We start from the raw sequence: 24290 nt of genomic DNA, 5'->3' as shown, positions 1-24290 counted from the left end.
GCGGACGGCGGCGGCAGAGAGCGTCAGCGGTCGGTCCGGTACCGATCCAGGACGTCCTGCCGCACCTCGATGCCCAGGCCCGGGCCCCGCAGTGCCGTGAAGCCACCTTCGATCGGGGCCAACGGCTCGGCCACCAGCTCGTGTTGCATCGGACTGTCCAGGGGCTTCAGCTCGAACTGGTGGCAGTGCGGCGAGACCAGCGAGAGCGCCAGGCTCGCCGCACTGATCACGGCGCCGGACCAGGCGTGCGCATTGATCTCGCACCCCGCCGCTCGGCAGTGCCCGGCCGCCGCCAGCCACCCCGTCACTCCCTCGCAGCGCCCCGGGTCCACGCCGACCACATCGACGGTGCCCGTCCTTGCGATGCGCCGGATCCCGCGGGGCGTCCACTCCCGCTCGCCGTAGGCGATCCGCGTGGCGGTGCGGGCGCGCAGCTCGGCGTAGCCCTCCGGATGGTCGGCGCCGAGTGGTTCCTCGATCCAGTCGACCCCGAACTCCTCGAAGGCGCGGGTCCGCCGGATAGCCGTCGGCACGTCCCACTCGACGGCGGCACCGATGTCGATCATGATCGAGCGGTCCGGACCGAGTTCGCGCCTGAGCGCCGACACGAAGGCCACATCGCGCCGCTCGTCGACGCCGAGGCGCGCCTCACCGCGCTTGCCGAAGCCGACCTTGATGCCGACGGCCCGGTGCCGGTCCACCCAACTCGCCATGGTGGCGGCCATCCTGTCGAGATCCGCCTCCGCGGCGTGACAGCTGACGAGTGCGGGCATCGTGGTGTGCACCGCACCGCCGAGCAGCTCGACCAGGCCGGTCCCGGTCTGCCGGCCCGCCAGGTCCCAGAGGGCGATGTCGAGTGCCGAGACGGCGAAGGCCGCGAGTCCGCCGTGGCCGTACCACCAGGTGTGGCGCTGCAACTCCCGGTGGATCGCGGCGTGTTCCTGGGCTTCACGGCCGATCACCAGCTCGGCGAGGGCGTCCACGAGCACGGCGGTCGCCCGGGTCGCCTCGGGCCACATGGTGACGGCCTCGCCCCAGCCGACCCGGCCATCGGCGTCGGTGATGCGGACGAAGAGGAGATGGCGGGTGGAGCCGGCGTCGTTGGGCTCGGGATGGGCGACGGGGATCGTCTCCACCGCGGTGACCTTCATCAGGCCCTCTCGAACGCGCCGCTCGCGGCGCTGCGATAGGTGAGCTCGAGCGCCTCGACCGTACGGGCACCGAGTTCTCCCGGCGCCGGGTTCTCGTCGCGGTGGCCGAGCGCCAGGTCGACGAGGCTGCCCGCGGGTCGCGTCCCGTCGTACGCCCCCTCCCCCGGCGCGACCGTGAGGTCGATCTGTCCCGCCTCCGGGCTGAACAGAACGGCCCGCTCGCGGAAGACGTCGACCGCGAACTGGCCGCGGCTGCACACGGCTTCGACGGCGAGGTGGTGTTTGTTGCCGTCCGCCCCGAGGAAGGCGGAAGCGCCCGCGAGGCTGCAGATGCCGCCCCCTTCGAGGGTCAGGCTGACGGCGTTGTGCAGCTCCACCTGGGCCTCTCGGGGCGTCCAGGCCAGGGCGAAGGCGCCGTTCGCGCGTGCGCCGGTCAGCCCGAGTGCGAGGGCCAGCGCGTGCGACAGCTGCGCCTGACCGTAGCCACCGCCGGACACCGCGGGATCGGTCCAGGTCTCGGGCTCGGGCACCGCGTCGGGACTGGCGTCCGGGTAGACCCCGGTGTCGGTGAGCAGTTCGCGGGTCTGGGAGGACATGGTGACCGTCAGATGCTCCACAGGGCCGATGTCGTAGGTGGTCAAGAGCCGCTTGAGGCGTTTGATCATCGGGGAGTGGTTCCAGCCGAAGGAGAGCACCAGATGGCGGTCGGCCCGGCGGGCTCGGTCGACCACGTCCCAGGCCTGTTTGCTGCTGATCGTGTACGGCTTCTCGCACAGCACATGGGCGCCGGCGTCGAGAGCTGCCGATGCGTGCTCGTGGTGCAGCACGGTCGGGCTGGCCACGACGACGATGTCGACGCCCGCGTCGAGCACGTCGCGGTAGTCCTCGCTGGCCATGCGGAAGCCGAAGCATTCCTTGACCCGGGCCAGGGCGTCGGCGCCCGGCCGGCAGACGCCGACGAACTCGACGTCCTGCCCCCGGGCCCGCAGCGCCGGCAGATGCGCCGCCGTCGCCCACGATCCGGCGCCGATCACGCCGAGGCGGAGCTTGGCCACGGTGATCCCTCCCCTTCTGCAGTGTTGCGGTGGGTCCGACCTGGGGTGCCGGCCCGCGTCACGTCTTCGCCAGGCGCAGCCTGAGCTGGTCGAAAGCGACCGCCAGGATGAGCAGGGTGCCACTGGCGACCTGCTGGTAGAAGCTGTTCACGTTCATCAGGGTCAGGCCGTTGTTCACCACTCCGATGATCAGCAGGCCCACCAGGGTGCCCTGGATGGTGCCGCGGCCGCCGGACAGGCTGGCCCCGCCCAGCACGATGGCGGTCACCACGGTGAGTTCGAGGCCCGTCGCGCTGTTCGGTGAGGCGGCCGAGAGCTGCGAGGTGAGGACGAGTCCCGACAGGGCGACGCTCAGACCGCTCGCGACGAAGGCCAGGACCAGCATCTTGTTGCCCCGTACGCCGACGAGCCGGGCGGCGACCGGGTTGGAGCCCGATGCGTACAGCGAGCGTCCGAAGACGGTGTAGCGCATCAGCACGACCGCGATCGCCGCGACCAGGACGAGGATGATGACGGGCAGCGGGATGTCCAGGAACGGCCGTGCGGTGCCGAGTCCGGCGAAGTTGGCCAGGGCGATGGTGCCGCCGTCCGCGTTGACGTGGGTCAGGCCGCGCAGCACGGCCATCATGCCGAGCGTCGCGATGAGGGCGTTGACCTTGAAGACCGTGACGAGCACCCCGTTGACGACACCGATCGCGATGCCGATGCCGACGGCGGCGAGCACGCCCACCAGGATGATCTGCTCCTGCGCGATGCTCGCCATCATCACACCGCAGAAGGCGGCTCCGCTGCCGACGGACAGGTCCACCTGTCCGGCGATGAGCAGCATGGTGCCGGGTATCGCGATGATGCCGGTCACCGCGACCGCGGTGAGCAGGTTGAGCAGATTGCCCTGGGTCATGAACTGCGGTGTCTTCAGGGAGAAGAACAGCACGAGTGCGGCGAGCATGAGCAGCAGGGCGCCCAGTTCGGGCAGGGTGCGTCCGCGCAGAGGACGCTTCGCGGGGCCCTCGGCCGAGGCGGGTCGTGCCGCGGCGCCGTCGGGACCGGCGCCGTTCGGGGCCGTCCGGTCTTCTGTCGCGTGTGCCATGGGTCCTTCTTCCGGGCTTGTGGGCCGGCTCATCCGCCGGCTGCGTCCGTCAGCGCTTCGGTGGTGACCAGGTCCCCGGCGAGCTCGCGGGTCACCCGGCCGCGGACCATCACGAGGGCGCGATCGGCCAGTTGGACGACCTCTTCGTAGTCGCTGGTGGCGACGAGGATCCCGGCGCCGTCGGCGGCCATGCCGCGCAGCGCCGCATAGATGTCGGACCGTGCGCCCACGTCCACTCCGCGGGTGGGTTCGACGAGGGCGAGCAGCGAGGATCCGCGTTCGAGCCAGCGGGCGAGCAGTACCTTCTGCTGGTTGCCGCCGGACAGGCCGGCGAGCGACTGTCCGGCCCCGTCGGGCGCCCGGATGCCCAGTTGCTCGCTCCAGCGGGTGAACGCCCGCCGTTCGCGGGCCGCGTCGACCAGGCCGAAACGGCTCAGTCGCGGCCAGGACGGCGCGGCGAGATTCTCGCCGACGGACCGGGTGAGCAGGGCTCCCTCGCGCTGCCGGTCGGCGGCGAGATAGCCGATTCCCCGGGCGATGGCCTGCCGTGGGCCGTCGGCGGGCGGTCGGTCGAGTACGCGGACGGTGCCCGCGGTCGGCCGTCGGCGACCGAAGACCGCGTCGGCGACGTCCGCGGTCCCGCTGCCGACCTTCCCGTACAGGCAGACGATTTCACCGGCGTGCACCACGAGGTCGAGCTCTTCGAACGCGGGTGGTGCGGTGGCCTTGTCGAAGACGAGCAGGGGCGTGCCGGTCACCGAGGTCGAGGGCTCGGGCCGGGTGACGGCGCCGATGTCGCGGCCGACCATCGCGGTGACGAGTTCGGTCCGGTCGAAGCGGTCGGCGGGGCCCGCGGCGGAGACGGCTCCGTCCCGCAGTACGACGACGTCGTCGGCCAACTCGGCTACCTCGTCGAGCCGGTGGGTGATGTGGACGAGCGCGACACCCTGCTCCCGCAGTCGGCGTACGAACCCGAAGAGCCGCCGGCATTCCTCGGCGGAGAGCGCCGCGGTCGGCTCGTCGAGCACCAGACAGCCCGCGTCGTCGGACAGCGCCCGTGCGATCTCGACGATCTGCCGCTCCCCCACCCGCAGGGTCGCCACCTTCGCATCCAGGTCGAGTGTGACGCCCATGCTGTCGAGCACCTGCCGTGCGCGCTGTCGTACGGCCCGCCAGTCGACGAGTCCGCGGCGGCGGGGCCAGTTGCCGAGGCTGATGTTCTCGGCGACGGTCAGGTCCGGTGCGTCCGAGAGCTCCTGGAAGATCATCCGGATGCCGCGGCGGCGGGCCGCGGGCGGGTCGAGGCCGGTCGCCGTCTCCGCGGCGCCGTCCGGTGAGCCGAACTCGAGAGTTCCGGCGTCCGGTTGGTGGGCTCCGGCGATCACGCGCACCAGCGTCGACTTGCCCGCGCCGTTCTCGCCGAGCAGCGCGAGCACCCGGCCGCCGAGCACGTCGACGTCGACTCCGTGCAGCACCTCGGTGCCGCCGAAGGACTTGCGGATGTTCCTGGCCCGCAGGCTGAACGCCGAGGGCGCGGGGTCCTGTGGTCGGTCGCTGGACATCGGGTGGCTCCCGTCAGCAGGACGGTCGGTAGATGTCGTCGATGTTCGACTGGTTGATGATCATGTGCGGCACGAGGAGCTTCTTGGGGATCTTCGCTCCCTTGACCGCCTCGATCAGGTACGGGACGCCGATCTCGCCGTACCGCTCGGGGAAGTACGCGGTATCGCCGACCCATTGGGAGTTGCGCTTGATCTCGCACCAGGCCGAGGGGTCGGCGCCCTGGCCGGAGACGTACAGGTCGTCGGTGCGGCCCGCGGTCTTGGCCGCCGCCAGGGCGCCCTCGATCGCGTCGTCGTTGATGGCCGCGACGACGATCCGCCCGGCGCTCGGCAGGGTGGTGAGGACGTCGTTGAAGGTGGTGCGGGCCTGGTCGATGCGGAAGGCGTTCTCGGTCTTCAGGTTCTTCACCGGACCGCACACCGACTCGAAGCCCTTGCGGTATCCGCCCATGCGGGCGGCGTTCACCTCGCCGGCGTCGCGCTGCTCCAGGGAGACGTACGCGTCGTACTCGCAGTCGGACTCGTCCTTCATCCGCTTGCCGAGGGCCTTGCCGGCGAGCTCACCGGCGTAGGCGTTGTTCGCTCCCATGAAGGAGGTCTGGCAGGAGCCCTGTTCGATGTCGATGGCGATGACCGGGACGTCGGGGCCCGCCTTGCAGATGGAGTCGCCCGCCTTGGCGTCGGCCTGGAAGTTGAGATAGCCGTCCACGCCCTGCTGCCGGAAGTTCTTGGCACAGGACAGGGCGGTGGCGCCGTCGCCCTTGGAGTCGCAGAGGATCAGCTCGGCTCCGGCGCGCTTCGCCTGCTTGCGTACGCTCCTGCTGACGAGCTGGGAGAACGGGGCCGCCTCGTCGAGCGCGATCAGGCCGAGCTTGAGGCCCTTGCCGCTGCCCGGCTTCACCTGCTCGAACTCGACGGCGCCCGCCTCGCCGCTCGGCACCTTGATCTCCGCCTTCGGCGGATCGGCCGGCGGTTCCTGACTCTTGGCTCCGCCGGGCTTGCCCGTGGAGCACGCGCCGAGGCCCAGAATCGCGACCACGCTGGCCAGAGCCACCGTGCGCAGTGTCCGAGACTCCATGAGAACGACCTCTCTTAAGGCTTGAAGGCAAGCGGGGTCCCGCAGCAATCCGGACCGGAATGCATTCCAGCGCTCTGTCTATGCTCCGGGTCGAGTCGCGTCAATACTTCGCGCACGGATTGGCCGATGCCCATCTCGACGATCCTCCAACTACCTGTACTTTTCGGTGAGTCGAAGTCCGAAGCGCCGGACGGTTGACCGGCGCCCGAGCCAGCTGCAACGCTGGATTCGATTCCAGCAGAGAGGGCTCACCCATGGTGTCCAATGCGCTGAACTCCACCGGGATCGCGCCGGCCGAGGCCGACATTCCCCGGACCGCCTCGTCGGGTGTGCACATCCGGGCCGTCGAGGCGGTGCCCGTACGCGCACCGCTGGCCCGGGAGTTCCGCGGCAGCTACTACCGCATGACGCACCGGGCCACCCTGGTCGTCCGGGTGCTGACCGACGCAGGCGTCGTCGGCGAGGCCTATGTGGGCGACGAGGACGCGGGCGCCCGCGCCATCCGGTCGGTCCTGCTCGACGAGATAGCACCCCGGGTGAAGGGCATCGACGTCCTCGCCACCGAGAAGGCCTGGGAGGCGGCCTACCCCGCCACCTTCGACATCCTGCGTGACCGGCGCATCGGTCTGGTGGCCCTCGCGGCCCTCGACACGGCCGTCTGGGACGCCTACGGCAAGGTCCTCGGCCAGCCGCTGTGGCGCCTGTGGGGCGGCGCCCGCGACCGCGTCCCGATGACGGCGATCGGCGGGTACTACGGCGAGCCGCTGGGGCCGATCGAGGAGGAAGTCGCCCACTACCGCGACACGTTGGGCCTTGCGGGAATGAAGTTCAAGGTGGGCGGCGCCTCCCCTGCCGAGGACGCGCGACGGGTGCTGCGTGCGCGGGCCGCGGCGGGTGCGGACTTCACCCTCTGCATCGACGCCAACCAGGGCTACACCGTCCCGCAGGCGGTGGACCTGGCGCGGCGGCTGGAGGGCGCGGACATCCAGTGGTTCGAGGAGCCGGTGCGCTGGCACAACGACCGCCGCGGCCTGCGGGACGTGCGCTACCTCGGCGGCATTCCGGTGTGCGCCGGACAGAGCGAACTGTCGTCGAGCGGCTGCCGCGACCTGATGGAGACGGGTCGGTCGACGTGTGCAACTTCGACGCCTCCTGGTCCGGCGGACCCACCGCGTGGCGCCGTACGGCCGCGATCGCCGCCAGCTACGACGTGCTGATGGGGCACCACGAGGAGCCTCAGGTCAGCACGCACCTGCTGGCCGGGGTGCCGCACGGTACGCAGGCCGAGTGCTTCCACCCGGACCGCGACCCCTTCTGGTGGACCCTGGTCACCAACCGATCACCTTTGCAGGACGGGCAGTTCAAGCTGCCCGAAGGACCGGGCCTCGGCTGGGAACTGGACTGGGACTACATCGAGCGCCACCGGCTGGACGCCTGATGTCCCCGGTGGGCGGCGGGATGTCCCCGCTGGACGACGGGCTCGCGGGCGCACGGGTCCTGGTGACCGGCGCCGCGGGCGGCATCGGCGCGGCGGTGGCGGACGCGTTCGTCGAGGCCGGTTCGGCGGTGGTGGCCTCCGACGTCGCCGGGCTCCCGCGCGACTCGGGTGCGCGGGCGACGGTGCGGGCCGATCTGCGCAGCGCTGCCGACCGCACCCGGCTGCTCGCTGCGACGGCCGAGGAGCTCGGCGGTCTGGATGTCGTCGCGCACCTGGCCGGGGTGCTGCGCCGCAGGGAGATCGACGAGGTCACCGAGGACGACTGGGACCTGCAGCACGACGTGAACCTCAAGGCGTCGTTCTTCCTGCTGCGGGACGCCGCGGAGCTGATGAGGCGGCAGGGGACGGGGGGCCGCCTGGTCGCCGCGACCTCGCAGGGCTGGTGGAGCGGCGGCTACGGCGGATCGTCCGTGTACGCGGCCAGCAAGGGCGGCCTGGTCTCGCTCTGCCGGGGCCTTGCACGCACGTACGGCCCGGCCGGGATCACCGTCAACACCGTGGCGCCCGGCGCCGTCGACACCGCCATGCTCACCGACGACCTGAGCGAGCAGGCGCTCGCCGGCATCGTCTCCGCCACCCCGCTCGGCCGCCTCGGGACCGCACAGGAGGTCGCCTCCGCTGTGCTGTTCCTGGGCTCGGCCCGCGCCTCCTTCGTCACCGCGGCGACGCTCAACGTCAGCGGTGGCTGGCTGGCCTACTGACATGGAGTCCCTCGTCACCCTGCGCCGCCGGCTCGAGGCCGACGTGATCGCCTGCCGTCCATGAACCCACTTCGGAGGAAAGGTGGTTCAGTCCAGATGCCAGACCTCCTCGGCCTCGGTCCGGCCCCCGTCGTCCGGCGTGCTGACCAGCACGTCCCGAAACCACTGCGACCAGCGGGAGTTGACCTCGGTGGCGCCGACCTGACCGAAGGCGGTGTCCGCGTCGGGATGGCACTCGGCGTACGCGATCACCGTCGTACCGCGACGGAACAGGGTGTAGTTGCGCACTCCCGCGCCGGTCAACTCGGCCACGAGCTCCGGCCAGATCTCGTCGTGGCGCCGCCGGTACTCGTCCTCGCGCCCCGGGATCAGCTCCATCAGGAAACACACGCGCTGCATGACAACTCCTCGGTCTTCGGGGTTGTGTCGGTGCGAAGGGTTCGGGCACTGTACTGGAACGGATTCCGGACTGGAAAGGTTTCCAGTCGGCTGATCCGCTGCGGAACCTCTGACGATTGCGGAGACGACTGATGCGCTTCTCGTGCGCCGACTACACCTGGCCGCTGCTCCCCCACGGCGCCGCGCTCGATCTGGCCAGGGCCCTGGAGTGCGCGGCGGTGGACCTCGGCTTCATGACCCTGCGTTCGCACATACGGCCCGAGACCGCGCGAGGCGCGATCCCGTTCACCGCCGGTGTCGTCCGCGAGCGCCTGGACGCACGCGGTCTCGACGCCGCCGATGTGTTCGCCATCCCGTACACCGACTTCGAGACCATGGCGGCGAACCATCCGGACCCCAAGGAGCAGGAGAATTCCCTCGCGTTCTTCCGCGACGCCGTGGACTTCGCGGCCGGTACGGGCGCGCCCGGCCTCACCACCCTGCCCGGGGTGCTCTTCGCCGGTGACTCCCACGCATCGGCGCTGGCACGCGCGGCCGACGGACTGAGCCGGCGGGTCGAACTCGCCGCGGCGCACGGCCTCGACCTGTCCGTCGAGCCGCACACCGGCTCCCTGATCGACACCCCGGAGAAGACCCTGGAACTCCTCGAACGCGTCCCCGGACTGCGCATCACCCTCGACCCCGCGCACTACGTCCACGCGGCCGTGCCCGTACCGGACATTCTGCCGCTGCTCCCGCACGCCCGGCACCTGCAGTGCCGCCCGGGCGCACCGGGCCGGCTCCAGGTCGCCGTCGAGGAGGACACCATCGACTGGCCGTCGCTCGTCACACCGCTGCGGCGCCAGGGCTACGAGGGCTACTGGGGCCTGGAGTTCGTCTGGCAGGAATGGATGGACTGCAACCGCGTCGACACCGTCGCCGAGTCCGCCCTGCTGCGCGACGCCCTGCGGGCCGCCGGCGCCATCGACCGCGGCACCCCGGTGGGGGCCCAGGCATGAGCACCGAGTCCTCCGGGCAGCGCAATACCGCCGCGCCCCGCTCCCGTACCCGCCCGGCGAGGAAGAGCGCCGCGGCCTCCGCCGGCACCGGCATGTCCCAGGTCGCCGAGCGGGCCGGGGTCGCCATGTCCTCGGTCTCCCGCGTCCTGTCGGGGCACGCGGACGTCAGCGAGGCCATGCGGGCCCGAGTGATGGCCGCGGTGGAGGAGCTCGGCTACCAGCCCAACATGCTCGCCCAGATGCTGCGCCGGGGCGCGACCCGCACCGTGGGGTTCGTGGTGGGCGACATCTCCAACCCGCTGCTCTCGCAGATCGCGCTGGGCGCGGAGACGACACTGCGCGCCTCCGACTACGCCCTCCTCCTCGCGAACTCCGTCAACGACCCGCGGCTCGACGCGGAGAACATCCAACTCCTGCACCAGCGCCGGGTCGACGGCTTCCTGCTCTCCCTCTCCGACGAGACCAGCGAGCAGACCGCCGAGGCGGTGGCACGGACCGATACGCCCACCATCCTCATCGACCGCGATCTGCCCACCCGCGCGCCCACCAGTGCCGTCCTGTCCGACCACCGCGCCGGCATCACCCGTGCCGTGGAGCACCTGGTGGGTCTGGGGCACGAGCGGATCACCCTGATCGCCGGTTCCCCGCATGTCCGGCCCACCCGTGAGCGCATCGACGCGCTTGAGGAGGCCCTCGAGGACAGCCCCGGTGTCGTCGCCCAGGTCAGGCCGGGCGCCTTCACCGAGGCACACGGCAGGGCCGCCACCCGTGACCTCCTCGACGGCCGGCGACCGCCGACCGCCATCATCGCCGGCGGCAATCAGATCCTCGTCGGCGTGCTCGCCGAGCTCGCCGCCCGCGAGATCCGTATCCCGCACGACCTCTCGCTCGTGACCTGCGACGACGTCCCGCTGGCTCAGTTCTTCACCCCCGCCCTCGCCACCATCCGGCGCGATCCGTACGAGATGGGGGCGACGGCAGCCCGCCTGCTGCTCGCCCGACTCGGCGGTGCGGCGGACGAAGTCGCCACCCTGCCCACGCAGTTCAGCGCCGCGAGCAGCTGCGCACCGCCGCGTCCGCGTCAGTAGAAGACACTTCAGGAGTGCACCCGTGACCACCGAACCAGCCGGCTCCGGCGACCGGACCGGCATCGTCGATCTCCTGCGCCGGATGCATGAGATCCGCTTCTTCGAGGACACCGTCAAGGACTGGTTCTCCCGCGCCCTGGTGCGCGGAAGCACCCACCTCTACCAGGGTCAGGAGGCCGTCGCGGTCGGTGTGACCGCGGCGCTCGGCCCCGGCGACACCACGACCTGCACCTACCGCGGCCACGGCACCGTACTCGCCCAGGGCGCCCCGCTCGACCGGGCGTTCGGCGAGATCCTGGGCAAGGCCGAGGGGCTGTGCGCCGGCAAGGGCGGGTCGATGCACCTCACCGACCTCGGCGTCGGCGCCCTCGGTTCCTTCGCGATCGTCGGCGCTCATCTGCCGATCAGCGCCGGGGCCGCCTGGGCGGCTCAGGTCCAGGGCACGGGCGCCGTCAGCGCTTCTTTCTTCGGGGACGGCGCGGTGAACATCGGCACGTTCCACGAGTCGCTGAATCTCGCCGGAGTCTGGAAGCTGCCGGTCGTCTTCGTCATCGAGAACAACCTGTACGGCGAGTACTCCCCCGTCTCGACCACCACGGCGAACACGGATCTCGCGGGGCGCGGCGCGTCCTACGGCATGCCCGGCGTCCGGGTCGACGGCAATGACGTGCTCGCGGTGCGTGAAGCGGCCCGTACTGCCGTGCGGCGGGCCCGGGACGGACAGGGGCCCACCCTGCTCGAGGCGATGACCTACCGGCAGTCGGGCCACTCCCGGTCGGACCCCGGGGCGTATCGGCCGGCGGGCGAGCTGGAGAGCTGGCTGGCCCGCGACCCGCTGCTCGTCGCCGAGCGGAGCGCCCGCGAACTGGGCGTCTCCCAGGAGGCGTTGGACCAGGTGCGGGAGCGCGCCGAAGCCGAGGTCGCCGAGGCGGCGGCCCGCGCGCAGGCCTGGAAGGACCCCGAGCCCGATGCACGTTTCGACCACGTATGGATGGCCCGATGACCGACACACTCGCCTCCCGGCCCCTGGTGCAGATGAACTACCGCAAGGTGATCGGCCGTGCGCTCGCCGACGAACTCGCGCACGACCCGCGCGTCGTCTTCCTGGGTGAGGACGTCGGCGAGGCGGGCGGTGCGTTCAAGACGACGGCCGGCCTCAAGGAGCGCTTCGGGGACCGGGTGCGTGACACGCCGATCTCGGAGCAGGCCATCATCGGCACCGCCGTCGGTGCCTCGCTCATGGGGCTGCGCCCGGTGGCCGAGATCATGTTCGCCGACTTCGCGGGCGTCTGCTTCGACCAGCTCGTGAACACCCTCGCCAAGTACCGCTACACCAGCGGCGGGCAGGCGAGCGTCCCCGTCACGGTCCGGATGGCCAACGGGGCGGGCGCGGGCTTCGGCCCCCAGCACTCCCAGGCCGCCGAGAACTGGTTCCTGAACATCCCCGGCCTGAAGATCGTGGTGCCGGGCACGGTGCCGGACATGTACGGGCTGCTGCGCTCCGCCGTCAGGGACGACGACCCCGTCCTCGTCTTCGAGCACAAGAATCTCTTCACCGTGAAGGGCGAGGTGCCGGCGGAGCCGGACGACGCGCACCTGGTGCCGATCGGTGTCGCCGACGTGGTGCGCGAGGGCGGCGATGTCACCGTCGTCGCGACCCAGCAGATGCGTCATCGCGCCCAGGAGGCGGCCGCGCTGCTCGCGGACCGCGGTGTGTCCGCCGAGGTGATCGATCCGCGCACCCTGGTGCCGTTCGACCTGGCGACCGTGGCGGCGTCGCTCGACAAGACCTCCCGCCTCGTCGTCGTGCAGGAGGGCCCGCCGGACGGCGGCTGGGGCGCCTCGCTGATCTCCACGGTGTGTACGCAGCACTTCGAACTGCTCGACGCGGCACCGGTGTTGCTGGCCAGTGACCCGACGCCGGTCCCGTACGCGGGAGTTCTGGAGCAGGCATCGCTGCCGGACGCGGCGCGCATCGTCGCGGCCGTGGAACAGCTCGTCCGGTACTGACCTCGACTCCATCTCCCTGCCCGGGGAGGCGGCCCGGCCCGCCTCCCCGCGCACAGCCCTGCCCTCGTCCGGCGATCACTCGGGCGTCCGACGATCACGCGACCACGTAGGAGCGACCATGGCACGCAGCGAATCCACCGGCTGGTCGAGACGCCGGCTGCTCGGTACCGGCGCCGGCCTGGGCGTCGGCACTGCGCTCGGCACCTTCTCGCCCGCGTGGTCCGCGCCGGAGGCCCCCGCCGCCTCGACCGGACCGCTGCACGCAGCGGAGTTGCGGACCGAGCTGGCCCGCGACCCGCTGGGCATCGATCGGGCCCGGCCTCGGCTGAGCTGGTGGCTGCAGGGCGGCGGGCGGGGCGCGCGGCAGACCGCGTACCGGATTCTGGTGGCCGGCTCCGCCGCGAAGCTGCGGCCGGGCGAGGCGGATGTCTGGGACAGCGGCCGCGTGGAGTCGGCCGACACCCACGGGATCGCCTACGGCGGGCCGCCGGTCACGTCCCGGAAGCGGTACTTCTGGACCGTCCGTACCTGGGACGAGGACGGCCGCCCCTCGCAGTGGAGCAGGCCCGCCCGCTGGGAGGCGGGACTGACCGGGGCCGACGACTGGGTCGGTGACTGGATCGGGGGCTCGCCGGAGAAGACGCCCGAGCTCGGTCTGGACGACGCCCACTGGATCTGGTACCCGGAGGGCGACCCGGCCGCGGGGCTCCCGGCCATGACCCGCTGGTTCCGGCTCGGCGTGGACGTCCCGCAGGGCAGGCGCGTCGAGCGCGCGCGGATGTTCCTGACCGCCGACGACTCCTTCGTCCTGTGGGCCGACGGTCACAAGCTCGCCGAGACCGGTGCGGACGACACCTGGCAGACCGGTCGGCTTGTGGACCTCACCGAGTCACTGGGAGCCGGTGCCCATGTCCTCGCTATCGCGGTGACCAACAAGGCCGAGTCGGGCGGGAGTCCGAGCCCCGCGGGACTGATCGGACGCCTCGTCGTCGAGTTCGAGTCCGGGGAGCCGCTCGTCGTGGACAGCGACGAGTCCTGGCGGACCTGGGACGAGGAGCAGCCGGACTGGCAGCGACCGGACTTCGACCACAGCGGGTGGAAGTCCGCGCGCAAGGTCGTCCCGTACGGGAAGGGACCGTGGGGCAAGGGCGTGTCGGACGCGCAGATACCCATCGCGGCGCCGCTGCTTCGCCGCGAGTTCGACGTCCGGGGCGGCGTCCGGCGCGCCCGCCTGTATGTCGCCTGCGCCGGCTACCACGAGCTGCAGCTGAACGGCGAGCGCGTGGGCGACCAGGTCCTCGCCCCGGCCACCACGGACTACGACGAGCGCCTGTTCCACATCACGTACGACGTGACCGGCCATCTGCGCCGCGGCAGGAACGCCGTCGGCGCCGAACTGGGCCGCGGCTTCTACGCCGAACGGACCGTCACCGCCTGGGACTGGACCGAGGCCTCGTGGCGCGGCGAGCCACGGATGCTCGTACAACTGGAGATCGAGTACGCGGACGGGACCCGGCAGGTGGTCGCCGGCGACGACAGCTGGCGCACGGCCGACGGACCCACCGTGAGCGACTCGCTGTACGCGGGCGAGACCTACGACGCCCGCGAGGCCCAACCCGGCTGGTCACGCCCCGGGTTCGACGACGCGGCCTGGCGTCCGGTGACGCAACTGGACGCCCCGAAGGGCACGTTGACCGCCCAGCCGCTGCAGCCCATCCGTGTCGTCGACTCCGTAGACCCGGTCGAGGTCACCGAGGTGAAGCAGGGCGTCCATCTCTTCGACTTCGGCCGCACGATCGGCGGTTGGGCCGAGCTGCGCGTCACCGGCCGCCGCGGCACCCGTATCGCCCTCGAGTACGGGCAGCAGCTGCACAAGGACGGCACGGTCAATCTGGAACAGGGTTATGTGCACGGCGGTCGCTTCCAGCGCGACGAGTACGTGCTGAGCGGCGAGGGCGACGAGCGGTGGCAACCGCGCTTCAGTCACAAGAGCTTCCGCTACGTCCAGGTGACCGGACTGCCCGCGGCCCCGTCGAAGGAGCTGCTGCGCGGTCTGGTCGTGCACACGGACGCCCCGCTCACCGGGCACTTCTCCTGCTCCAGCGATCTGTACAACCGGATCCACGCCATGGTCGTCCGCAGCACCGCGCACCATATGGTCGGCATCCCCGCGGTCGATGTGATGTACGAGAAGATCGGCTGGACCGCGGACGGCCAGCTCAACACCCCGGTCTTCGCCCTGAACTTCCGCTCGCACGCGTTCCTCGCCAAGTGGCTCGACGACATCGCGGACAGCCAGTCGGCCGACGGTTCGCTCCCGGTGATCGCGCCCAGCGGCGGCTGGGGTTACGGCGGGCTCTCGCCGGAGTGGACCACGGCCTATCCGATCGTGATGTGGGAGCTCCACCAACGGTTCGGGGACCGTGCCGCCCTGGAGCGGCACTATGAGGGAGCCTGCCGCTACATCGCGTGGTGCGCCGCGCAGGCCGACGACGACGGCCTTGTGACCAGCGGGAACGGCGACTGGCTGCCGCCGGGTGGTAGCGCACTGCCACCGGAGGACGTACGGCTCAGCGCGACCGCGTATCTGCTGCTCGGCCTGCGCATCCTCATCGACAGCGCCGAGGTCCTCGGCAAGCCCAGGGACGCGAAGCGATACGCCGAGCAGCACGCGAAGACGCTCGGCCACTTCAACTCCGCGTTCCTCGACCGGGAGCGGGGTATCTACCGCACCGACTCCGACGACGGCTACCGGCAGACGTCCAATGCCCTCGCTCTGGCCTTCGGGCTCGCGCCGAAGGAGTTCCGTGCGCGCATCGCCCGGACTATCGCCGACGACGTCCGGGAGCGGGACGGTCATCTGAACACCGGCTGCCTCGGCACCGCCGTCCTGCTGCCGGTCCTGTCGGAGGCCGGCCATGAGGAGTCCGCGCATGCGATCGCCGGCCAACGCACCTTTCCGAGCTGGGGTTTCTGGCTGGAAGGTGGCGCCGACACCCTGTGGGAGACCTGGGAGACGGAGCACAGCGGCCAGGGCCGGCCTCCGTCGCACGACCACTATCTGTTCGGCTCGGTGGACCGCTGGTTCTACGAGCACGTCGCCGGCATCACCCCGGCCGAGCCCGGTTACCGCCGCATCAGGATCCGTCCTTACACCCGGGGCCCGCTGACCCATGCCTCGGCCCGGCTCGAGACCGCGCACGGGTGGGTGTCCGTGCGCTGGGAGAAGAAGCGCGGCCGCCTGGAGCTCGACGTCACGGTCCCGCCGAACACCTCGGCGGATGTGCACCTGCCCGCCGGCAGGCAGGTCACCGAGGGCGGCCGGGCCGCCGCCGACGCTCCTGGCGTGCGGCCGCGGGGTGACGGCGTGTTCCGTGTGGGCGCCGGACGGTACCGCTTCCGCGCTTGAGCGCTGCCGGCCGGTCGGCGTCGCTGCGCCGCGCTCCGCGGTCGGGGAGGATGAGGCGGTACAGCGGACACCCGGTGCGCAACGGTGCGCACCGACGAGGAAAGGCCAGTGCGCCCATGCCACAGGAAGTACGCGGCGTCGTCTCGCACGCGGTGAACGAACCGGTCCGGATGGAGACCATCGTGATCCCCGACCCCGGGCCGGGCGAGGCAGTGGTGAAGATCCAGGCCTGCGGCGTCTGTCATACGGATCTGCACTACCGCGAGGGTGGGATCAACGACGAGTTCCCCTTCCTCCTCGGTCACGAGGCCGCGGGCGTCGTGGAGTCCGTCGGCGACGGCGTGGACGAGGTCGCGCCCGGCGACTTCGTGATCCTCAACTGGCGTGCGGTGTGCGGCCAGTGCCGGGCGTGCACGCGCGGCAGGCCGTGGTACTGCTTCGCCACGCACAACGCCTCGCAGCCGATGACACTGACCGACGGCACCGAGCTCTCCCCCGCTCTGGGCATCGGCGCCTTCGCGGAGAAGACCCTGGTGGCGGCGGGCCAGTGCACCAAGGTCGACCCGGAGGCCTCGCCCGCCGCCGCCGGTCTGCTCGGCTGCGGTGTGATGGCCGGGCTCGGGGCCGCCATCAATACCGGCCAGGTGGGCCGCGGCGACTCCGTCGCGGTCATCGGCTGCGGCGGCGTGGGGAACGCGGCGATCGCCGGTGCCCGCCTCGCCGGGGCCGCGAAGATCATCGCGGTGGACCTCGACGACCGCAAACTCGCGAAGGCCGAGTCCCTGGGCGCCACCCACACGGTCCCCGGCGGCGGGACGGACGTGGTCGAGCGCATCCGGGAACTCACCGACGGCTTCGGCGCCGATGTCGTGATCGACGCGGTCGGCCGCCCGGAGACGTACCGACAGGCCTTCTACGCCCGCGACTTGGCCGGCACCGTGGTCCTGGTCGGCGTCCCCACACCCGAGATGAAGCTCGAACTCCCGCTCCTGGACGTCTTCGGCCGCGGCGGCGCGCTCAAGTCCTCCTGGTACGGGGACTGTCTGCCCTCGCGCGACTTCCCGATGCTCATCGATCTCTACCGGCAGGGCCGGCTCGACCTGGACGCCTTCGTCTCCGAGACGATCGCACTCGACGACGTCGAGGAGGCCTTCGCGCGGATGCAGCGCGGCGAGGTGCTGCGTTCGGTGGTGGTCCTGTGAGCAGCGCACCGCAGGCGGGCGGCGCCCGTATCGACCATCTCGTCACCTCCGGCACCTTCTCGCTCGACGGCGGGACCTGGGAGGTGGACAACAACGTCTGGCTGGTCGGCGACGACCGTGAGGTCTATGTGATCGACGCCGCGCACGACGCGGACGCGATCCTCGAGGCCGTGGGCGGACGCCGGCTGCTCGGCATCATCTCCACGCACGGGCACGACGACCACATCGACGCGGCCCCCGAGGTCGCCGAGCGCGCCGGAGCGCCGGTGCTGCTGCACCCCGCGGACAGCGAGCTCTGGAAGCTCCGCCACCCCGATCTGCGGCCCGACGCAGCACTCACCGACGGCGAGTCACTGCAGGTGGCCGGCGTGGAACTGCGAGTCCTGCACACTCCCGGGCACAGCCCGGGTGCCGTGTGCCTGTATGCGCCGGAGCTCGGCACGGTCTTCTCCGGCGACACGCTGTTCCAGGGCGGGCCGGGGGCGACCGGCCGGTCGTTCTCCTCGTTCCCGACCATCGTCGAGTCGATCCGGGAGCGGCTCCTCACACTGCCCCCGGAGACGGTCGTACGCACCGGTCACGGGGACTCGACCACGATCGGCGACGAGGCTCCACATCTCGAGGAGTGGATCGCGCGCGGTCACTGAGGTGACGGCCCCGTCCCACGCGGGTGCACGGCCGCGTGGGACGGGGCGGTCATGACAGATCGGTGGGCTGCGGCTATCTTTGTCATCAGTTGATGACATCCGATGCTGACAAACCGTGCCGGAGGGCTCGCCGCAGATGACCGTGACCAGGGGGAATCCGCCCACGGGCGGCAGCGGTCGAAGCCGGGGGACGCGTCCCGGGGTGCTGCTCCCCTCACTGATGTTCATGGCCCTGTCGGTCTCCGTGATCAGCACGCTCGGTGCCCCGATGGTGCCGACCATCGCGCGCGAGCAGCAGGTGTCCCTCGGCGCCGCCCAGTGGACCTTGACGGTGACGCTGCTGGCCGGCGCGATCGCGGGACCCGTGCTCGGCCGGCTCGGCGACGGGCCGCGCCGGCGCGGCGCCATCCAGGGCGCACTTGCCTGCGTCCTCGTCGGCAGCGTGCTGGCCGCCGCGGCCCCGGCGTTCTGGCTCCTGATGGCCGGGCGCTCGCTGCAGGGGGTCGGCATGGGGCTCATGCCGCTGGCCATCTCGGTGGCCCGCGACCACCTCCCGGCCGAGCGGATGCGGTCCGGGATCGCCTCGCTGTCCGTCACCACGTCGGTGGGCGCGGGACTGGGGTATCCGGTGACCGGGATGATCGCCCAACATCTCGACTACCGCGCGGGCTTCTGGTTCGCCGCGCTGCTCAGCGCCCTGGCCCTCGGGTTGGTGACCTGGGTGGTGCCCACGGGTTCGTCCACTCCGGGACGCCGGCTCGACACCGTCGGCGCCGTGCTGCTCTGCACCGGACTCGCCACCGTCCTGCTCGCCCTGAGCCAGGGCAGCGTCTGGGGCTGGGCCTCTCCCGCGACGCTCGGATGCCTGGCCGGCGCGGTCTCGGCGTTCGCCCTCTGGGTGGTGTCCGCGCTACGTGTCGGTCATCCGCTGGTCGACATCCGCCTGGTCCGCAATCGCGCGGTCCTCGCGGCCAATGTGACGGCGCTGCTCATGGGCATCGGCATGTTCGGAGTGCTGTCCCTGGTCACCCTCTACACGCAGGTGCCCGCATCAGCCGGCTACGGTTTCCAGCTCTCGCTGACCGCCACCGGCCTGATCCTGCTGCCGCTGTCCCTCGGCAGCATCACCGCGAACCGCGCTGCCTCCGCCCTGGTGTCCCGGATCGGGCTCAACCGCGTATTGCCCCTCGGCGCCCTGCTGGTCTGTGCGGACCTCGTCCTGCTCGCCGTGTGGCGCGACCATCTGGGCATCCTCGTCCTGGGAACGTTCCTGCTCGGCAACGGCGTCGGCGCGTCCTACGCCGTCATGCCACTGCTCATCGTGCGCCACGTGCCACCGTCCGAGACGGGCAGCGCCACGGGCTTCAACCAGGTGCTGCGGGTCGTCGGCGGCTCGGTGGGCAGCGCCACCGTCTCGGCCATCCTGCTCGCCCACACCCCGGCCGGCGGCGAGACACCCGACAGCGGCGCCTACACGCTGGCCCTCCTGGTGACCGCGGGCGCCGCCTTCCTCGGGGTCGTGACCGCCGTCGTACTGCCACCGCGGCGCAGCCGTACGCCCGAACTACCGGCCGCGACCGAACCGGAGGCACCGCAGCCGCCGGCCGCGCACCGTCCCGCCGCGCCGGCTTCCGGTATCGTCCGGCGTGGCTCCACGCGCTGATCATGCGGTCCGTCCCGCGGCCACCGGGGCGGCACGGGCAGGAAGGGATGACCGATGGGCTCGGGTCCGGACACCGGGGGCGCACCGCGCAGGAAGCGCGACGCGGACGCGACGCGGGCCGCCCTGCTCGCCGCCGCCCGCGACCTGTTCGGCCGGCACGGCTACGAGAAGGTGACCCTGCGGGACATCGGTGAACGTGCCGGTGTGGACGCGTCGTTGATCGCCCGCTACTTCGGCAACAAGGCCGCGGTGCACCGTTCGGCGGTGGCCGAGGACGGCCGCGAGGTGAACGCTCCCGCCGAGGCCGGCGACCTCGGCGCGTACACCGCGTACGCACTGCACCGCACCGACCGCCGTGGCGCGCCGGGCCCGCTGGTGCAGGCGCTCCTGTCGCAGAGCAGCGCGCCGGAGGTGCGCGCCGCCGCGGCCGGCGAACTGCACACCCGGCTCGTCACTCCGCTCGCCGAACGCCTTGCGGCCGAGGGCCACGAGGACCCGGCCGGCCGGGCCGAGGTGCTCATCTCCTGTCTGGTCGGCGTGATCGCGTTGCGCTCCAGCAATCTGTTCGAGGGCCTCGCCTCGATGACTCCCGAAGCGATCGGTGCGGTACTCGAAGCGGCCGCGCAGGCACCGGACGACCGGCCGGCGCCCCCTCCCGAGCCCTGAGGTCCGGTCGTACGCCGGTCCACTCGCCCCGAGCGCGGAATCCGATCGGGGTGAACGGTGGACAGTGGCGCACGGTGTGCCAGGATCGATCCCATGCTGAACGCTGAGCGCTATCTGGCCGAGGACGAGCAGCTGGTGCATGCGACGCGCCAGCACTGGACCGAGATCGTGGGCGAGTTCGTCGTCCTGGTCGTCATCTGGGCAGTGGTGGGCGCCCTGTTGTGGGTCGTCCCGTCCGGCACCGCCGACATGGTGGTCCTCGCCCTCGGTGTGATCGCCTCGATCTGGTTCTGGCTGGTGCCGCTGCTGAAGTGGCGCAGCACCGTGTACGTGGTCAGCACGAAGCGGATCTATGTACGCAGCGGCTTCCTCACGAAGACGGGCCACAGCATCCCGCTGGTCCGGGTGAACGACGTGGCGTTCCGCGCGACGCTCTGGGAGCGGATCCTGCGCGAGGGGACGCTGTCCATCCAGTCCGCGTCCGAGCACGGGATGCTCACCCTCAAGCACGTCCCCGACCCCGAGGGTCTCAAGCAGCTGATCCACCAGGCCGTGGGCGAGGAGCAGCGGAGCCAGCAGCAGTGGGGCGGGCCCGCGGGCCCGCCGCCCGCATACTGAGCTCTCGCCGGGACCGGCCGTGCGGCCCCGTCAGTCGTCCAGAAGGTGGCGGCCACGGGCCGTCGCGCGGTGCAGCACATGGACGCCGCTGCGCTCACTGTGCACCAGGCCGGCGTCGCGCAGCACCTTGAGATGGCCGCTCACCGTGGATGCGGACATGCCGAGCTGCTGGGCGAGGGCTCCGGTGGTGGACGCGGACGTCAGGGCGCGCAGCACGCCTGAGCGCCCGATGCCGAGCAGTGCCCCGAGCGCCCGGTCCGGGTCGGTGCCGCGGGAGGCGGCGGTTCGCCGGACCGGGTAGACCACCACGGGCGGCAGTCGGGGATCGGCGATCGCGATCGGTGCGGTGTGGCAGAAGTACGACGGGACGAGCCGTACGCCGCGACCGCGCAGCAGCAGATCGGTGTCCACCGGATACGGGGCGAGCAGCACCGAGTCCCGGCGGACGAACGGGTGCAGGGTGTCGAGCACCGCGGTCATGCCGCCGTCGAGCCGTTCGAGCCGGCTCTCCCGGTCAGCGGCCACGGTGGCCTGCACCTCGCTCCAGTCGGGGGCGATGAGGCGTGCGTGGAAGTGACGTACCGCGTCGGCCACCCGGCCGAGCAGGTCACGGTCCCCCGACGCGAGCCGGCGGGTCCAGCCGGGCAGCGGCCGGTACCGGGCGGCCTGGCGAAGTTCACGCTCCAGGCGGACATCGGGAGTGGCGCGCAGCGTCCCCAGGGCCGCGGTCATGCCCTCCGCCGATTCGGCGGGAGTGAGGAAGTCGGGGAAGTACGGGGCGTTCGCCGGTGCCAGATCGTGCAGCAGCCGGCAGGCGGCGCGCAGGTCCGGGTCCTGCAGGCGCTCGGTGGCCCGGCGGCGCCACGCGCGCAGACCCGCCGGGAGCCGGGCCGGGGAGGTGGCCAGCACATGCAGCGCCAGGAACGCCTCCCACACCGGGTCCGCCGACCGGGCCAGCTGCAGGTGCCGGAAGTCCCGGTCCTGGAAGTGGATGCGCAGCACACCGCCCATGGCAGAAGGGTAACCACCGCTGCCACAAGGGGAGTTCGGCCGTGCCCGAACTCCTGCCCCGCCGGTTGCGCCGCGGCTGCCTAGCATCCGGTGGCACCGCACACCCTGCGGTCGACGTTCGCGCATCCCCGCGACCACACAAACTCCCCACCTGGAGGTCGAGTTGAGTCAGCCTCATGTCTCCCGACGCCGTCTGCTCCAAAGCGCCGGTGCCGCCGGCGCGGCACTCGCACTCGGCGGCGTCGGAGCCCTCACCGCGTCCGCACCGGCCTTCGCGGCCGGCGACGCGGCCGGACTGCGGGTCGTGGACAGCAACGAGAGCGATCCGCGGATGAAGTACTACCGCTTCGCCACCGACGCGATCGGCTGGGACCCCGCGGTCAACGTCCTGCTGCCCGACGACTACGCCTCCGGCCGCCGCTACCCCGTGGTGTACCTGTTCCACGGCGGCGGCCTCGACCAGGACTTCATGACCTTCGACCGGATGGGCATCCGCGAGCTGACGGCCGGCCGGCCCGTCATCGTGGTGATGCCGGACGGCGGGCACGCCGGCTGGTACAGCAATCCGGTGTCGTCCAACACCGGACCGCGCAACTGGGAGACCTTCCACATCGAGCAGTTGGTGCCCTGGATCGACGCGAACTTCCGCACCTACGCCGAGTACGACGGGCGCGCGGTGGCAGGCTTCTCGATGGGCGGCTTCGGCGCTCTGAAGTACGCGGCCAAGTACTACGGGCACTTCGCATCGGTGAGCGCCCACTCCGGCCCGGCGAGCCTGCGCCGTGACGCGGGCCTGGTGGCGCACTGGGCGAACATCTCCGCGGGCGCGGCGGACCTGGGCGGCGGCACCGTCTACGGTGCACCGCTCTGGGACGAGGCCCGGGTCAGCGCCGACAATCCGGTGGAACGCATCCCCAGCTACCGGGACAAGCGGATCTTCCTGGTGGCCGGTACCAGCCCGGATCCGGTCAACTGGGCGGACTGGGTCAATGAGACCCAAGTACTCGCCGGACAGCGGGAGTTCCGCGCCCGGCTCGACGAGGCGGGCCTGCCCCACGAGTCGCACGAGGAGCCCGGCGGGCACGTCTTCCGTGCCGCGCTGTTCCGCCGTGACCTGGACGGCATCGTCGACCGGCTGCGCAAGGCGTAGACGGACCCACACCCTCGGCTCGGCCCCCCGGCCGGTGTCCGGCGCCTCCCCGGCGCCGGGCGCCGGCCGTCTCGTCGTTCCGCGCGACCTCAACACGGGTCGCGCCCGGCCGCAAGCCGTCCCACCGGCGCCTTGCCGCACAGGTGAACAAACCCACCGTTCGGCGGCAAACCTGTCCGAGCCCGGCAGGCCGCGGGTACCTCTGGCCCAGGCCGGGCACGCCGTCCGGCTGTCAGGCAGGAAGACGGGCACCCGGTCGGCGAACCCGCGCGGCGGCCCGCCTTCCCCCCTCGGAAAGGAACCTCATGGCCTCAGTCAAGATGGGTGTGGCAGGTCGTGCCGCCCTCGGTGCCGTCTTCGCCGCGACGCTGGTCGCGCAGGCCGCCGGCACGGCGCACGCTGCCGCGGGTTCGAGCTCTGCGTACGGAGTGAAGGCCTCACTCGGACCGATCACCATCGCGGAAGTTGCCCCGACCGCCTACCCGGGCGGGCCCGAAGAGGCCACGGTGGCCGACGTGCGGGTCGGCACGTACGGCTCGATCCAGGGCCTCACCACTTCCTCCACCGGCGACGATCAGGCAGGCACCACCGAGTCCACGTCCAAGATCGCCGGCGCAAGGCTGGATCTCGTCGCCGCGGCGCTGTCCACGGACGCGATCACCACCACCTGCAACGCCGAGCCGGGCGCCGATCCGACCGGGTCGGTGAACATCGCCAACGGCAAGGTCAACGCCGTCTTCCCGCCGTCCGAGGTCGAGCTCGACGCCTCTCCGGCCCCCAACACGACCGTGAACGTGCGCAATCTCGGCACGCTCGTACTCAACGAACAGGTTCGCAACGCCGACGGCTCACTGACCGTGAACGCCGTGCACCTGAAGTCGATCCAGCCGGCCATCCGTGGCGACCTCGTCATCGGCTCCGCCACCTGCAAGGCCGGCACCGCCGAGCAGCCGAAGACCGGCAAGATCACGGCCACCGCGGTCGACGAGGACGACGACCCGGTCGCGGGCGTCGCCTACGAGCTCAAGACCCTCAAGACCCGTGCGGCCGCGCCGTCCTGCACCGGCAACGACACCGGCAGCTGTACGTTCTCCGACCTCGCCGCCGGCTCGTACCAGGTGTGCGTCACCGATGTCCCCGACGGCTACGGCATGCCCGCACAGCGCTGCTCCGGCACGGTCGCCGTGGACGGCAACCACCGCTACGTGCGGTTCGTGATCCCGGAGGAGCAGGGCAAGAAGAGCTGACGCTCGCCTCCCCCGAGATCCGTGAACGGGGCGGGCGGAGCGGCCGG

General features: G+C 71.7%; 20 protein-coding genes and 1 pseudogene. 14 read left to right on the top strand and 7 right to left on the bottom strand.

Annotated features, from left to right (window positions below; translation table 11 throughout):
- Positions 1-23 precede the first annotated feature (23 nt).
- From DY218_RS24475 to DY218_RS24455, 5 genes are read right to left on the bottom strand one after another with little or no spacing between them, the layout of a single operon-like run.
- Entirely contained in the window at positions 24-1151 is a 1128-nt protein-coding gene (locus DY218_RS24475) for a mandelate racemase/muconate lactonizing enzyme family protein (RefSeq protein ID WP_128558299.1), read from the bottom strand.
- Positions 1151-2206 (bottom strand): Gfo/Idh/MocA family protein, encoded by a 1056-nt coding sequence (locus DY218_RS24470; RefSeq protein ID WP_158574110.1) that lies wholly within the window; start codon positions 2204-2206, stop codon positions 1151-1153. Before DY218_RS24470 ends, DY218_RS24475 begins: the two co-directional genes overlap by 1 nt.
- Before the next feature lie 58 nt (positions 2207-2264).
- A complete protein-coding gene (locus DY218_RS24465; RefSeq protein WP_158574108.1) occupies positions 2265-3296 on the bottom strand; it encodes an ABC transporter permease in 1032 nt (343 codons plus the stop codon).
- A 29-nt stretch (positions 3297-3325) separates the two neighbouring features.
- Positions 3326-4858, bottom strand: a complete 1533-nt coding sequence (locus tag DY218_RS24460; protein ID WP_128558296.1) for a sugar ABC transporter ATP-binding protein — start codon at positions 4856-4858, stop codon at positions 3326-3328.
- A gap of 13 nt (positions 4859-4871) precedes the next feature.
- Positions 4872-5936, bottom strand: coding sequence for a sugar ABC transporter substrate-binding protein (locus DY218_RS24455; protein WP_128558295.1), 1065 nt, complete (start codon positions 5934-5936; stop codon positions 4872-4874).
- Positions 5937-6190: 254 nt separating this feature from the next.
- Between DY218_RS24455 and DY218_RS24450 the strand changes: the two are divergent.
- Both DY218_RS24450 and DY218_RS24445 read left to right on the top strand, forming a co-directional pair.
- Positions 6191-7374: pseudogene (locus DY218_RS24450) on the top strand (mandelate racemase/muconate lactonizing enzyme family protein).
- Positions 7374-8135, top strand: coding sequence for an SDR family NAD(P)-dependent oxidoreductase (locus DY218_RS24445; RefSeq protein WP_128558294.1), 762 nt, complete (start codon positions 7374-7376; stop codon positions 8133-8135). The pseudogene DY218_RS24450 and the gene DY218_RS24445 overlap by 1 nt, the downstream one beginning before the upstream one ends.
- Before the next feature lie 87 nt (positions 8136-8222).
- On the opposite strand, the gene DY218_RS24440 is transcribed toward DY218_RS24445, so the two are convergent.
- Complete coding sequence (locus tag DY218_RS24440; protein WP_128558293.1) at positions 8223-8534, bottom strand: L-rhamnose mutarotase; 312 nt, start codon at positions 8532-8534, stop codon at positions 8223-8225.
- Positions 8535-8665: 131 nt separating this feature from the next.
- Between DY218_RS24440 and DY218_RS24435 the strand changes: the two genes are divergently transcribed.
- The 10 genes from DY218_RS24435 to DY218_RS24390 all read left to right on the top strand — a co-directional run bounded on the left by DY218_RS24435 (position 8666) and on the right by DY218_RS24390 (position 20835).
- Entirely contained in the window at positions 8666-9532 is an 867-nt protein-coding gene (locus DY218_RS24435; RefSeq protein WP_128558292.1) for a sugar phosphate isomerase/epimerase family protein, read from the top strand.
- Positions 9529-10620, top strand: a complete 1092-nt coding sequence (locus DY218_RS24430; protein WP_158574106.1) for a LacI family DNA-binding transcriptional regulator — start codon at positions 9529-9531, stop codon at positions 10618-10620. The genes DY218_RS24435 and DY218_RS24430 overlap by 4 nt, the downstream gene beginning before the upstream one ends.
- A gap of 22 nt (positions 10621-10642) precedes the next feature.
- Positions 10643-11623: a thiamine pyrophosphate-dependent dehydrogenase E1 component subunit alpha gene (locus tag DY218_RS24425; protein WP_199566841.1), complete on the top strand. Its 981-nt coding sequence runs from the start codon at positions 10643-10645 to the stop codon at positions 11621-11623.
- Complete coding sequence (locus DY218_RS24420) at positions 11620-12630, top strand: alpha-ketoacid dehydrogenase subunit beta (RefSeq protein ID WP_233521888.1); 1011 nt, start codon at positions 11620-11622, stop codon at positions 12628-12630. The genes DY218_RS24425 and DY218_RS24420 overlap by 4 nt, the downstream gene beginning before the upstream one ends.
- A gap of 118 nt (positions 12631-12748) precedes the next feature.
- Positions 12749-16039, top strand: a complete 3291-nt coding sequence (locus DY218_RS24415; RefSeq protein WP_128558290.1) for a family 78 glycoside hydrolase catalytic domain — start codon at positions 12749-12751, stop codon at positions 16037-16039.
- Positions 16040-16155: 116 nt separating this feature from the next.
- Positions 16156-17241 (top strand): S-(hydroxymethyl)mycothiol dehydrogenase, encoded by a 1086-nt coding sequence (locus DY218_RS24410; RefSeq protein ID WP_128558289.1) that lies wholly within the window; start codon positions 16156-16158, stop codon positions 17239-17241.
- Positions 17238-17888 (top strand): MBL fold metallo-hydrolase, encoded by a 651-nt coding sequence (locus DY218_RS24405; RefSeq protein ID WP_128558288.1) that lies wholly within the window; start codon positions 17238-17240, stop codon positions 17886-17888. Before DY218_RS24410 ends, DY218_RS24405 begins: the two co-directional genes overlap by 4 nt.
- Before the next feature lie 202 nt (positions 17889-18090).
- A complete protein-coding gene (locus tag DY218_RS24400; protein WP_233521887.1) occupies positions 18091-19551 on the top strand; it encodes an MFS transporter in 1461 nt (486 codons plus the stop codon).
- A gap of 54 nt (positions 19552-19605) precedes the next feature.
- Positions 19606-20217: a TetR/AcrR family transcriptional regulator gene (locus tag DY218_RS24395; RefSeq protein WP_128558286.1), complete on the top strand. Its 612-nt coding sequence runs from the start codon at positions 19606-19608 to the stop codon at positions 20215-20217.
- Positions 20218-20310: 93 nt separating this feature from the next.
- Positions 20311-20835, top strand: a complete 525-nt coding sequence (locus DY218_RS24390) for a PH domain-containing protein (RefSeq protein ID WP_128558285.1) — start codon at positions 20311-20313, stop codon at positions 20833-20835.
- A gap of 30 nt (positions 20836-20865) precedes the next feature.
- On the opposite strand, the gene DY218_RS24385 is transcribed toward DY218_RS24390, so the two are convergent.
- A complete protein-coding gene (locus tag DY218_RS24385) occupies positions 20866-21846 on the bottom strand; it encodes an ArsR/SmtB family transcription factor (protein WP_128558284.1) in 981 nt (326 codons plus the stop codon).
- A gap of 163 nt (positions 21847-22009) precedes the next feature.
- Here DY218_RS24385 and DY218_RS24380 point away from each other — a divergent pair, with 163 nt between their 5' ends.
- Together DY218_RS24380 and DY218_RS24375 are read left to right on the top strand one after the other, a co-directional pair.
- Positions 22010-22996, top strand: coding sequence for an alpha/beta hydrolase (locus DY218_RS24380; RefSeq protein ID WP_128558283.1), 987 nt, complete (start codon positions 22010-22012; stop codon positions 22994-22996).
- 305 nt (positions 22997-23301) lie between these two features.
- Positions 23302-24243 carry a choice-of-anchor P family protein gene (locus tag DY218_RS24375; RefSeq protein WP_128558282.1) on the top strand — a complete coding sequence of 314 codons (942 nt, stop codon included), beginning with the start codon at positions 23302-23304 and terminating at the stop codon, positions 24241-24243.
- Positions 24244-24290: the final 47 nt, after the last annotated feature.

It is taken from the genome of Streptomyces triticagri (assembly GCF_003429565.1).
GTDB lineage: Bacteria > Actinomycetota > Actinomycetes > Streptomycetales > Streptomycetaceae > Streptomyces > Streptomyces triticagri.
This window is presented reverse-complemented; position numbering and strand designations above follow the sequence as displayed.